The sequence below is a fragment of the Nocardiopsis protaetiae genome (assembly GCF_045446735.1).
GTDB lineage: Bacteria > Actinomycetota > Actinomycetes > Streptosporangiales > Streptosporangiaceae > Nocardiopsis > Nocardiopsis protaetiae.
Genome location: NZ_JBJJBV010000205.1, coordinates 1 through 12,351, shown reverse-complemented (window position 1 = coordinate 12,351; position 12,351 = coordinate 1). Strand labels below are relative to the sequence as shown.

Here is a 12,351-nt window from a genome sequence, read left to right as displayed (position 1 = left end):
CGCCCCCTGCTCACCAGCCGGGCCACCTCCAGCTCGCGCCGGGTCAGCCGCTCCTGCGGCGGCGTCCGCGGCGGGGGCGGCGGCGGGGCCGCCGGGGTCCGCGCCGGGCGGGACGTCCGGGAGGGCGCCCGCCGCGCCGCCGACCCCGGGGACGGGCTGCGCCGGGAGGGCGGCCTGCGCCCCTCCTCGGCCAGGCGCTCGGCCTCGCGCACCGCCTCGGCGGTGCTCAGCCCCCGCCCCGCCTCCCACAGGGAGACCAGGCGCTTCTTGCGTCGTCGTGTCTTCTCTTCGTCGCCGAACGGCCAGGGCGCCGCGGGTGCGGGCAGCCCCAGATGCTCGCGCATCTGCACGGCCGCTCCGGCGATGCCACAGGCCGCGTCGCGCATCCCCACGGCGAAGGCGACCCGGGCGATCGCGACCAGCGCCCGCCCGACCTCGGCCCGCTGGCCGGCCGCGTGGCTCAGCAGCAGACCCTCGCTCAGGTAGTCGCAGGCCTGCTCCACCCGCCCCTGAGCGTACGCCACCCGGCCGATCCCGGCCAGGCACCTGGCCTCCTCGGCCGCGGCGCCGATCATCCGCTGGGTGTCCAGCGCCTCCCGGTAGCAGCGGTCCGCCGTCACCAGGTCCCCGCCCAGCTCGGCCGCGCGGGCCTGGCCGATGAGGGTGACGCCCACGCCCCAGCGGTGGTCGATCCCGCGCAGCAGGGTCAGCGCCGCGTTGTAGTGCTGGTCGGCGGTCTGGTGGTCGCCCTGCTGGGCGGCCAGCGCGCCCCGGGTGCCCAGGGCGATCGCCTCGCCCCACAGGTCACCGGACTCCCGGCACAGCCGCAGGGCCTCCTCCACCCGCACCGCCGCCCGGTCGGGCACCCGCTCGCGCACCTCCACCAGCGCCAGCAGGTTCAGGGCGGTGCGCACGAACATCTCGTCGCCCGACTCCCGGCACAGCCGCAGCCCCTCCTCGCCCAGGGCCAGCGCCAGGGCGTGGTCGCGGCGCACCCGCGCCAGCTGGGCCCGGCCCACCAGGGCGCGCGCCCGCGAGGGGGCCTTCTCGGCGTCCTCCATGTCCAGCAGCAGGTCCATGAGGTGGGCGCCCTCGGAGTAGTCGTGGTGGCTCACCCAGTGCGCCACCAGGCTCGCCGCCAGCCGCAGCCCCGGCTCCGCCCGGCCCTCCCGGTGCGCCCAGCGCAGCAGCGAACGCAGCGTGTCGTACTCGGCGAGCACCCGGCGCCGCCCGGCGTCGCGCTCGTTCCAGGGCATGGCCCGGCTCGACTCCAGCCGCAGCCCCAGCTCCTCGGCCAGCCGGGTCATCCGGTCCAGCAGCCGCTCCCGGAGCAGGCCGTCCTCGCCCGCCCCGACCAGCCGCTCGGCGGCGAACGCGCGCACCGCCTCGGGCAGCCGGTACCGCAGCCGCCCCTCGAACTCGCCGGTGACGGTGATCAGCGACCGGTCCAGCAGCGACGCCAGCAGGTCCAGGATCCGTTCCCGGGCCAGGGCGCCGTCGGCGCACACCTGCTCGGCCGACTCCAGGTCCCAGCCGCGGAACACCGACAGCCGCCGCAGCAGGATCCGCTCCGGCTCGGGCAGGTTCCGGTAGACGAAGTCCAGCACGATCGGCAGCACCTCGCTGCGCGCCACCGCCTGACCCGGGCCCGGCTGGAACTCGGGCGAGGCCAGGTGGGCGCGCAGCCCCTCGGCCAGCGCGTCCGGGCCGGTACCCGGAGCGCTCCCACCGAGGACCTCGATGCCCAGCGGCACCCCGCCGGCCAGGTCGCACAGCACCGCCGCCGTCTCCAGGTCCTCCCGGGAGGGCGCGAAGCGCGGGTCGCGGATGCGCGCCCGGTCCAGGAACAGCCGCACCGCCTCGGAGTCGATGGGGTCGGGCGGCGGGCCGTTGCGCGGGGCCACCGGCAGCGCCATGGGCGTCATCCGCCACACGGTCCCGCCCGACAGCCGCACCGGGTCCAGCGCGGTGAGCAGGATCGACACCCCCGGGCAGGCGGACAGCAGGGTCTCGCCGATCCCGGTGACCGCGTCCGCCACGTGGCCGCAGGCGTCCAGCACCAGCAGCAGCCGCCGGTCGCGCAGCGCCTCGACCACGGTGGTCGCCAGCGGCTGCCCCGGCTCCTCCACCACGCCCACCGCGTGCGCCACCCGGGCGTGGACCTCCAGCTCGGTGTGCGCGTCGGTGAGGTCGGCGGCCCACACCCCGTCGGGGAAGGCCGCGGTGGACTGCTCGGCCACACGCAGGGCCAGCCTGGTCTTGCCGATCCCCTCGGTTCCGCACAGCGTCACCGAACGGCTCGACTCCAGCAGGCGCAGCAGGCTGCTCAGATCCCGCTCACGGCCCACGAAGCCGGTGCCCGGCCGAGGGAGGTTGTGCCGCGCGGGCGCGGTCGAAGATGCCATGGCCTTCACATGTCGTGGCGGTCGGGGAGGTCCTCACCGTGGTGGGGGTCGCTGGCAAGGGGGACGACGTCGTCGGGGGTGGTCGGAATCTCTGTCTTAGCGTTTGTGCGCGCGGTGTGCAAGTGCGGCCGGAGCGCGCCGCGCCCTTCATGTCCGGTCTTGGGCGGAAGCCCAGCCGGTCAGCTGGGTTCGGGAGGAAATCGAGAGTTTTCTGAAGATGTTCGCGATATGTCGGGCCGCCGTCGCCTGACTGATCGTCAGCCGCTCGGCGATCTCCCGGTTGGACAGTCCCTGCTCGACGAGTTCGGCGATCTCGCGCTCGCGCGGGGTGAGCGTGACGGGCTCGGCCGGGCGGTCCGAGACGCGGGGGAAGGCCAGGGCGCGGTCGCGCACCTGCTCCAGCGGCAGCGAGCGCCAGGCGTTCCAGGCGTCGGCGGTGCGGGCCGGACCCACCCGCCGCTCCACGGCCGACCGCAGCCGCACGGTCTCCGCGGAGGGCCGGTCCAGCGCCGTCCGCAGGTCGGCGGCCACACCCGTCAGCGCGGCGGCGCGCTCGGCCTCCTCCTCGGCCAGCGCCAGCTCGCCCAGCGCCTCCAGGGCGCGGGCCACCGCGATGCGCTGCCCGGAGGTGAAGCTCACCCGCAGGCAGGAGGCCAGCGGCTCGCGCGCCCGCAGGATCAGCCCCTGCGCCAGGTACAGCCGCCCCAGCTCCCGCGAGCAGTGCGCGGTGGCCGGGGCCGCGCCCAGCTCCTCGAACACCGCCAGCGACTCGGCGAACAGGTCGCCGGCCCGCTCGAAGTCGTCCTGCTCGGCGGCGATCGATCCCAGCACGTGCAGGCACCGCGCCACGCTCCACCGGTCGTGCAGCTTCTCGCCCAGCTCGATGCAGTGCCGCAGCAGCTCCACGGCCCGGTCCGGCTCCCCGCGCCGCCGGGCCAGCTGGGCCAGGACGCCCAGGGCGGTGGTCTCGGTGAGCGGGTCGCCGTCCTGCTCGGCCCAGGCCAGGGCGCGTTCGGCGTGCCGCCGCCCCTCGTCCAGGGCGTTGGTGCGCAGCGCCAGCGCCGCCATGGTGGCCAGCGCCGAGGCCGCCGCCCCCGCCTCCCGGCAGGCCCGCGCCGCCTCCAGGGCGCACATGGCCAGGGTGGACACCCGCGGCGCCACGTCCAGGTCCAGCCGCAGCTCGGCCTGGAGCGCCAGCGCGCGGGCCCGCAGCTGCGGCGACTGCCCGTCGGGGTCGGTGGCCAGCACCGACTCCAGGATCCGCCCGCCCTCGGCCGCCTGGTCGCGCACCAGCCAGTAGGGGCGCAGCGCCACGCACACCCGCAGCGCCTCGTCCACCCGGCCCCGCGAGAGCGCCCACCGCACCACCCGGGCGTGGTTCTCCCGGTGGTGGTCGAGCAGGCGGAAGTGGGCCAGCCGCTCCGACCAGCCCATCGGGGAGCGCGAGCCCTCGGCCGCCGCCTCCAGGCGGGTGACGCAGAAGTCCAGGTACCGGGACCAGCGCTCGTCCTCGCCGCCCTCGGCGGCCAGGTGCTCGGCGGCGTAGGCGCGCACCGTCTCGGTGAGCCGGTAGTGGGCGGTGCCCTCGATCTCGGTGTCCACCATGATGAGGGACTTGTCCAGCAGCGAGAAGTGCAGCGGCAGGATCTCGGCGGTGTCCACCCCGTCGCCCGCGCACACGTCCTCGGCGGCCTCCAGGTACCAGGTGCCGAACACCGACAGGCGGTGCAGCAGCGCCCGCTCCGACTCGCTCAGCAGGTCGTGGCTCCACTCCAGGACCGCGCGCAGCGTGCGCTGGCGCGGCGGCAGGTCGCCGGAGCCGTCGCTGGTGAGCAGCTGGAACCGGTCGTCGAGGCGGCGCAGGATCTGCTGCACCGACAGCACCCGCACCCGGGCCGCGGCCAGCTCGATGGCCAGCGGCATGCCGTCGAGCAGCCGGCAGATCTCGGCGATGTGGCCGGAGTTCTCCCGGGTCATCTCGAACCCGGCGCGGGCCGCGTGCGCCCGCGTCACGAACAGCCGCACCGACTCGTAGCGCTGGGCGTCGCGCCGCGGCAGCGGGGCCGGGTCGGCCGAGTAGGGGTCGGTGGGGGTGGGCCGGGCGGGCAGCGACAGCGGCGGCACCCGCCAGATGCTCTCCTGGGGGACGTGCAGGGGCTGGCGGCTGGTGGCCAGGACGCGCACCCGCGGGCAGTCGCGCAGCACCGCCTCGCACAGCCGCCCGATCGGGTCGACCGCGTGCTCGCAGGTGTCCAGGAACAGCAGCAGGCTCTGGGTGCGCAGGGCGGTGATGACCGCCTCGGTCATGGTGCGGCTGTCGTCCTCCACCGCCTGCAGGACCCCGGCCACCGCGCGCAGCACCTGGTCCTCGGTGGTGGCCTCGCTCAGGTCCACGAAGCGCACCCCGTCGGGGAACCGGCGCATCACGCGCTCGGCCAGGTGCAGGGCCAGTCTGGTCTTGCCGATCCCGCCGGTCCCGGTCAGTGTGACCATCCGGGCGGTGCCCAGCAGGCGGCCCAGATCGACGATGTCGCGTTCACGGCCGACGAAGCGGATGAACTCGCCGGCGGACAGGGGCAGGTTGTGGCGAGGGGGAGACATGGCCTCGATTTACTAGGACACCGAACGGTCCGCGGACCGGAGGGGTCCGGCGGCCGCGGAAGAACAGTCGCACCCAGTGTCGCACTTTCCCCCGCGGCCTGTCCCGGGAATGGCCGCTTCCGGCACGAGCGGTCCGAAACCGCCCATGCCGGTCGCGTCGGCGTCGCGGACCCGCTACTCTGTGCGGTCGCCCGGAGCCCAGGCCGCCGGGTCGGCCGCCGTCTGCTCGCCGCTGCCCATGTCCTTGACCTCGTGGCCGCCGTCCGCGTCGAAGGGCGGGAACCACACGAAGGGGATGCCCTTCTTGGAGGCGTACTGGATCTGCTTGCCGACCTTGGCGGTGGAGTGGAACACCTCGGTGTTGAACCCGCGCGAGCGCAGCAGCTCGCCCACGGCCAGGGCGTCGCGGCGCCGCTCGGCGCTGGGCACCACGACCATCACGTCGGTCGGGCAGACCCGGCCGCCCTCGATCCGCCCCTCGGCGACGAGCTTGGCGAAGATCCGGGTCAGGCCGATGGAGATGCCCACGCCCGGCAGCCGGCGGCGGATGAACTGCCCCGCCAGGTCCTCGTAGCGGCCGCCGGCGCAGATGCTGCCGTAACCGGGGTCGTCGTCGAAGGACGCCTCGTAGACCGTGCCGGTGTAGTAGTCCAGCCCGCGGGCGATCGACAGGTCGGCGACCACCGCGCCCTCGGGCAGGTCGGCCAGGTCGTCCAGGACGAATGACAGCTCCTCCAGGCCCTCCTCCAGCAGCGGGGAGGACACGCCCAGCGCCCGCACCTTCCCGGGCACGTCCGCGCCCGTGCCGCGGATGTGCGCCAGCGCCAGGCAGGCGTCGGCCTGCTCGACGGTCAGCCCGCCCCCGGTGAGGATGTCCCGGACGCCGTCGTCGCCGATCTTGTGGAGCTTGTCCACGGCCCGGATGACCGCGATCGGGTCCTTGACGCCCAGCCCCTCGTAGAAGCCCTGGAGGACCTTGCGGTTGTTGACGTTGAGCGTCCAGGCCGGGATGTCCAGCCCGCTGAGCACCCGGTGCACGATGCGCGGCAGCTCGGCGTCGAAGTGCAGCGGCACGGAGTCGACGTTGATGACGTCGATGTCGCACTGGGTGAACTCGCGGTAGCGCCCCTCCTGCGGCCGCTCGCCCCGCCACACGCGCTGCATCTGGTAGCGCTTGAACGGGAACGTCAGCTCGTTGAAGTGCTGGGCGACGTAGCGGGCGAACGGCACCGTCAGGTCGAAGTGCAGCCCGAGCTTGGCGTCGGAGTCGTCCTCGGGGTCGGCCTGGAGGCGGTGCAGGGTGTAGACCTCCTGGGAGGTCTCGCCCTTGGCCGTCAGCACGTCCAGGTTCTCCACGGACGGGGTCTCCACCGACGCGAAGCCGAAGGACTCGAATCCGGCGCGGATATGGTCCAGCCAGCGCTGCTCCACGGACCGGACCCGGGGGGTCCACTCGGGGAAACCGCTGATCGGGGCTGGGCGGACGACGCGCTGATCGGACATGCGGAGTTCTCGGCTCCCTGGAAGTCGGTGGATGTGCGGCTCCGCGGCACGCGGAAGCGGCTTTCGAAAGCGGCTTTCACAACGGAGACCCGCCCATCCTACGACCAAGAGGGGTCCGGGCACGGCCGCCACCGGCCCACGTGGACGGTTGTGGGCCGGTGGGGCTCCGGCGGAGTCCGGCACGACGGCTCCGACGCCGAAGAGCGGGACGTCGGTTCGCCGGCCGCGCGTCCGTTGGACACCGCCGACGGCTCCCGCGGTGCGGTCGGGTGCTCGTGCCAGGAGTCGGTTCCGCGACCGCTTGCATCGTGCGGGGGCCCTGCCTCCACCGTAGACGCCGGGGGCGGCGGCGGACAGGGATCGGCGCGGCCGGAAGCGGCCGAAAGCGGCCGCTTACGATGTCGTAAAGTCCGTCCCGCGGGGTAGAGTTCTGTGCTTGTCTGATCACTCTCGGTTTCCGAGAGGGGACGGATCGCCATCGGGTGTCCCGGCGGACACGATGGCGCTTCGTGCTGCCCGGGATCCGGATTGCTCCGGTGTGAGAAAGCGGACCCGCGCGGCGACTGTGCCCAAAACGCCTTCCGGCACGGCCGTCCGGTGTTAGGTTCCAGGGGCGGCGACCCCGCGCGGTCGGCTGAAGGAACCCGTGGAAGCCCGCGGGGGCCGGACCCGGGAGCGTCGTGCCCCTCGCTAGCCCGGGCCGTGCGGGCCGCACCCGCCCTTCGGACCCGGCACTCTCGCTAGGACTGTGACTGTGATCGATCCAGCCAACACCACGAACGACGTTCAAGCACCCGGCGCGCTGTCCACCAAGATCATCATCGCCGGGGGCTTCGGGGTGGGCAAGACCACGTTCGTCGGCGCCGTCTCGGAGATCCCGCCGGTGCGCACCGAGGCCGCGGTGACCGCGGCCAGCGCCGGTGTGGACGACCTGTCCCACACCCCGGACAAGCAGACCACGACCGTCGCCATGGACTTCGGCCGCATCTCACTGGACACCGACCTGACCCTGTTCCTGTTCGGCACCCCCGGCCAGCAGCGCTTCTGGTTCATGTGGGACGACCTGGTGCGCGGCGCGCTGGGCGCGGTGATCCTGGCCGACACCCGCCGCCTGGAGGACACCTTCCAGGCCCTGGACTACTTCGAGCGCCAGTACCGGCTGCCGTTCGTCGTGGCCGTCAACGAGTTCGACCCCGAGGCGTCGATGTACACCGCCGACGACCTGCGCGACGCACTCGACCTCACCCCCGACGTCCCGGTCGTGCGGTGCGACGCGCGCGACCGCAGATCCGTGGTGCGGGTGCTGGTCACCCTCGTCAAGCACGCCATGGCGGTGGAGGCCCGCCAGCGCACCGGACGCCAGCTCGTCGTCTGATCCCGCCCCGACCGGCCGCCGGATTCGCGCGGCCGGTTCTCGAACGTGCCCGTTCGGGGTCTTGTGAGGGGTGTGTCCGGCGTTACTCTGTGGTGGTGTTCGGACGAATGGCGGAAAGCGTGCGCCGTCTGCTGGGTAAGCCCGGCGCGGTGGATCTGCGGCCTTATACCAAGCTCCTGTCGGCTATCGAGGCCGAGGAGGATGGTCTGCGTGGGCTCGACGACACCGAGCTGACGGACAGGGCCATCGAACTCGGCACCGGCGACCTCCCCTACGGGCGCGACGACCTCGTGTCGCTGTGCGCGGTGGGCCGCGAGGCGGCCCGGCGCGCCCTCGACGAGCGCCCCTTCGACGTGCAGCTGCTGGGCGTCATGGCCCTGCTGGACGGGCACGTGGCCGAGATGGCCACCGGTGAGGGCAAGACCCTGACCGGCGCCCTGGCCGCCGCGGGCTTCGCCCTGCGCGGCCGGCGCGTCCACGTCATGAGCGTCAACGACTACCTGGCCCGCCGCGACGCGGAGTGGATGAAGCCGCTCTACGACATGCTCGGCGTCACCGTCGGGTGGATCACCGAGGACTCCACGACCGGGCAGCGGCGCGAGGCGTACTCCTGCGACGTCACCTACGCCCCGGTCAGCGAACTGGGCTTCGACGTGCTGCGCGACCGCATGGTCACCGACATCGCGGACCGGGTGGTCCCCGAGCCGCACATCGCCATCATCGACGAGGCCGACTCCGTGCTCGTCGACGAGGCCCGCGTGCCGCTGGTGCTGGCCGGCGCGGCCGAGCGGGTCGACGCCGACGTGGAGATGGCCGACATCGTGCGCACCCTCAAGCCGCGCATGCACTACGAGATCGACGACGAGGGCCGCAACGTCCAGCTCACCGACGACGGCATCGACGCGGTCGAGAAGGCGCTGGGCGGCGTGGACCTGTACTCGGAGGAGGAGTCCTCCCTGCTGCCGCAGGTCAACCTGGCGCTGCACGCCCACGTGCTGCTCCAGCGCGACGTCCACTACGTGGTGCGCGACGGCGAGGTCCGGATCATCAACGAGTCCCGCGGCCGCATCGCCCTGCTCCAGCGCTGGCCGGACGGCCTCCAGGCGGCCGTCGAGGCCAAGGAGAAGGTCGCGGTCAGCGAGACCGGCGAGGTGCTGGACTCCGTCACCGTCCAGTCGCTGGTCCTGCGCTACCCGACCCGGGCCGGGATGACCGGTACCGCCATGTCGGTGGCCGACCAGCTGCGCGAGTTCTACGAGCTCGAAGTCGCGGTCATCCCCTCCAACAAGCCGAACGTCCGCGAGGACCACGGCACCCACCTCTTCGCCACCCGCGAGGAGAAGGAGGACGCCCTCATCGAGGAGGTCGAGGAGGTGCACGCCACCGGGCGGCCCATCCTCATCGGCACCCAGGACGTGGCCGAGTCCGAGCGGCTGGCCGACCGGCTGCGCAGGGCCGGCCTGGAGTGCGTCGTCCTCAACGCCAAGAACGACGCCGACGAGGCCGCCATCATCGCGGAGGCGGGCACCCACGGGGCCATCACGGTCTCCACGCAGATGGCCGGCCGCGGCACCGACATCCGCCTGGGCGGCAGCGACATGGCCGACCGCGACCGGGTGGTCGAGGCCGGGGGCCTGTACGTGATGGGCTTCGGCCGCTACCCCAGCAGCCGCCTGGACGGCCAGCTGCGCGGCCGCGCCGGGCGCCAGGGCGACCCGGGCGACTCGGTGTTCTTCGTCAGCATGGACGACGACCTGGTGGTCAACAACGCGTCGGACACCTCCGGCTACTCCACCGACGACCGCGGCGAGATCACCGACTCCGCCTGGCTGTCGATGGTGGACCACGCCCAGCGGGTCGCCGAGGGGCAGCTGCTGGAGGTGCACCGCAACACCTGGCGCTACAACCAGCTCATCGACGTGCAGCGGGACGTGGTCCTGGAGCACCGCGAGCTGGTCCTCACCGGCGACGAGGGCGACCTGCACATCAAGAAGGACCGGCCCGAGAAGCACGGGGAGCTGGTCGAGGAGGTGGGCGAGGAGGCGGTCGCGGACGCGGCCCGGCTCATCACCCTGTACCACCTGGACCGCGGCTGGACCGACCACAACGCGTTCCTGGCGGAGCTGCGGGAGGGCATCCACCTGCGCTTCCTGGGCCGCCGGGACCCGCTGGACGAGTTCAACCGCGACGCGGTGCCGCAGTTCAAGGGCTTCCTGGACGGGGCCCGCGCGCGGGCCGCGGAGAGCTTCGAGGAGCTGGAGGTCGAGGACGGCGCCCTGGACGTCTCCGAGGTGGGCGTCAAGCGCCCGTCGATGACGTGGACGTACATGGTCCACGACCACCCGTTCAGCTCCGCCCTGGAGGCGGTGGCGGGCCGCATCAAGGGGCTCATGGGGAACAAGTAGTTCTTCGGGGGCGGGTGTTACCAGGGGTTCATACCCCCTTGCTTTTCCCAGTGCGGGTCGGGACTTTGGTCCCGGCCCGCACTTACTTTTGTCGGCTACTCTTCTGAAAAGCCCCTGTGACGGTGGAATCGCCATGCGGAATTGGCCGGTACGGGTTAACATGGCTGCGTTTTCCAGATAATCCGAGACGGTTGGGACAGAAACTGCTGTGGTCCACGAAATCGGCGCGCAGGAAAAGATCAGTTACGGACGCAACGACCGCTTCCTCGGCGGTCCTGTGGGCGGCGGTCAGTTCTGGATCGACGAGGAGGGCCGGGCGGTCGCCAAGATCGGCGGCCCCAAGGAGTGGCGGCCCACGCCGATGATCGACGTCAGGGTGGGCGACGTGTTCAGCGTCGGCGGCCAGGTGTGGAAGGTCACCGATATCATCGACGCGGACTCCCCTTCCGCTTATCTGCTGGCCACTCGCATTAGTTGAGAACGCGCCCCGCCGGAACCCGGCGGGATCCGCCTTGTTTGCTTGAGCCGGGAATCGCAACCCCGTGCAACCTTTCAGGGAAAGGTCGCAGGTGGTGGCGGTTCCCGGTTTTTCGTGCCAGGGGCGTTTTCGCCCGGTGAGCGTCCGGTAACGGTGAGCTCCGGTGTCGTCGCAGGTCACCGCGGGCTTTTCGGACACCTGCGGGGGGAATCGAGACGCTCCGGTTATCTGATGGAGGGTGCCGGTGTTACCGCCGCCTCGTTAACGTCGTTCGGGCAGGGCGCGCCCCGGTTCCCGGGCCGCCGCGCCCGCCGCCCCATGGTCGGTCCCAGGGGCTGTCCCCCGCCCCTGGGCCTGGCCTCCCCGCCGTTGATGGGGAACCTCTCCTCCCCCTGATTTCCCGGTTTCCCTGCGCAGGGGACAGCCCTGTCCGCGTCCGGACGGGGATCCCATAACCGGTTCCAGTCCACAGAAGGTGGGGAACGTGCTCGCCCACTGGGAGAAGGCCGCCCTGCGGGGCTTGCAATAGAACGAGTTTCAGTATTACGCTCAGGGCATGCCCGGCCCGGTGAGGGCATCCGGTGGTTCGGTCACCGGGTGCCGAGGACGGCCGGTGAGGATCGTCGCCCGCCGAGACCGGATCGCGCCCCGGGACCGGCGGGCGGCGGCCGTTTCCGGCCCGGCCCGATCCTGGGGCCCGGCGTACGGCCCGGCCGCACGCTCCCGCGGCTCAGCCGGGCAGTCGGGAGATCTCCTCGAAGGTGGGACAGGGCCAGGCCTGCCCGCACCCCGCGCACCCGCCCGCCTCGCCGTCGTCGGGGCGGTGCAGCCGCAGCAGTTCCGCGCACACCCCCGCCAGGGCCGCCACCTCGTTGCGAGCGTTCGCGTAGAAGGCCACGTCGTTGATCCGGGACAGCGGGCTCTCGGAGCCGCCCCGCGGTATCCCGACCGTGTCGGGCTCCCAGGGGACCGCCCGGGCCGAGCGCTCCCGGATGCCTTCGAGGCACCGGAGCAGCAGCGCGTGCTCGGTGGCACTCCCTTTCGTCGGCCTGGTGAACGGCATCGCCGATCTCCCCCCAACGGGTGGATGCGCAAATACATCTAGTGACTCAGCGTATACCTATCATCGCGCAATGTCGCGACACGGAGGGGGCGCACACGGGGAGCGGGCTGCCCCCAAGGGGAGGGGCAGCCCGCCGGGAAGGGGGCGCGGAGCGGGTTCGAGTCAGGGGCCGCGGTCAGGGGCCGCGCTAGGGCCTGTTCTGGGTTTGGATCAAGGAGTGGCGGGCAGGCTGCGCAACCACAACAGGGCCCCGCGCAGGTGAAGGCCCGCGAGGTAGCTCTGGGGCGTCTTGTCGTACCGGGTGGCCAGCCCCCGCCATTCCTTGAACTTGTTGATGGTGCGCTCCACGGTGTTGCGGTCCTTGTACAACTCGGCGTCGTGGCCGACCGGTCGGCCCCCGGCCGATCCCTTCCTCTTGCGGTTGGCCGCCTGGTCGGCCTTTTCCGGGATCACCGCTTTGATGCCGCGCCTGCGCAGGTAGGCGCGGTTGGCGCGGGAGGAGTAGGCCTTGTCCCCGGCCG

At 72.6% G+C, this 12,351-nt stretch carries 8 protein-coding genes; 3 read left to right on the top strand and 5 right to left on the bottom strand.

The window, feature by feature from the left end:
- From ACJOT3_RS25535 to hisS, 3 genes are all read right to left on the bottom strand, one after another.
- The coding region (locus ACJOT3_RS25535; RefSeq protein WP_406975647.1) for an ATP-binding protein at positions 1-2,405 on the bottom strand (2,405 nt) is incomplete at its 3' end.
- A 147-nt stretch (positions 2,406-2,552) separates the two neighbouring features.
- The gene (locus tag ACJOT3_RS25530; RefSeq protein WP_406975646.1) at positions 2,553-5,006 is read right to left on the bottom strand and encodes an ATP-binding protein; all 2,454 of its coding nucleotides are present in this window, start codon (positions 5,004-5,006) and stop codon (positions 2,553-2,555) included.
- Positions 5,007-5,180: 174 nt separating this feature from the next.
- The gene (gene hisS, locus ACJOT3_RS25525) at positions 5,181-6,509 is read right to left on the bottom strand and encodes a histidine--tRNA ligase (RefSeq protein ID WP_406975645.1); all 1,329 of its coding nucleotides are present in this window, start codon (positions 6,507-6,509) and stop codon (positions 5,181-5,183) included.
- Between the two features lie 754 nt (positions 6,510-7,263).
- Here hisS and ACJOT3_RS25520 point away from each other — a divergent pair.
- The 3 genes from ACJOT3_RS25520 (at position 7,264) to ACJOT3_RS25510 (ending at position 10,767) form a co-directional block, all read left to right on the top strand.
- On the top strand, positions 7,264-7,884 hold the full coding sequence (locus ACJOT3_RS25520) for a GTP-binding protein (RefSeq protein WP_406975644.1): 621 nt from the start codon (positions 7,264-7,266) through the stop codon (positions 7,882-7,884).
- Between the two features lie 107 nt (positions 7,885-7,991).
- Positions 7,992-10,289 (top strand): accessory Sec system translocase SecA2, encoded by a 2,298-nt coding sequence (gene secA2 / locus ACJOT3_RS25515; protein ID WP_406975648.1) that lies wholly within the window; start codon positions 7,992-7,994, stop codon positions 10,287-10,289.
- A 208-nt stretch (positions 10,290-10,497) separates the two neighbouring features.
- A complete protein-coding gene (locus ACJOT3_RS25510; protein ID WP_406975643.1) occupies positions 10,498-10,767 on the top strand; it encodes a DUF6406 domain-containing protein in 270 nt (89 codons plus the stop codon).
- A 730-nt stretch (positions 10,768-11,497) separates the two neighbouring features.
- Here the strand turns inward: ACJOT3_RS25510 and ACJOT3_RS25505 are convergent.
- Entirely contained in the window at positions 11,498-11,830 is a 333-nt protein-coding gene (locus ACJOT3_RS25505) for a hypothetical protein (protein WP_406975642.1), read from the bottom strand.
- Between the two features lie 210 nt (positions 11,831-12,040).
- On the bottom strand, positions 12,041-12,351 hold a 311-nt coding region (locus ACJOT3_RS25500), incomplete at its 5' end, for a transposase (RefSeq protein WP_406975641.1).

What these genes read in the sequence shown, in the direction of transcription:
- secA2 (WP_406975648.1), top strand. Translation starts at nt 7,992, where the DNA reads ATGGCGGAAAGCGTGCGCCGTCTGCTGGGTAAGCCCGGCGCGGTGGAT.
- hisS (WP_406975645.1), bottom strand. Translation starts at nt 6,509, where the DNA reads ATGTCCGATCAGCGCGTCGTCCGCCCAGCCCCGATCAGCGGTTTCCCC.
- ACJOT3_RS25505 (WP_406975642.1), bottom strand. Translation starts at nt 11,830, where the DNA reads ATGCCGTTCACCAGGCCGACGAAAGGGAGTGCCACCGAGCACGCGCTG.
- ACJOT3_RS25530 (WP_406975646.1), bottom strand. Translation starts at nt 5,006, where the DNA reads ATGTCTCCCCCTCGCCACAACCTGCCCCTGTCCGCCGGCGAGTTCATC.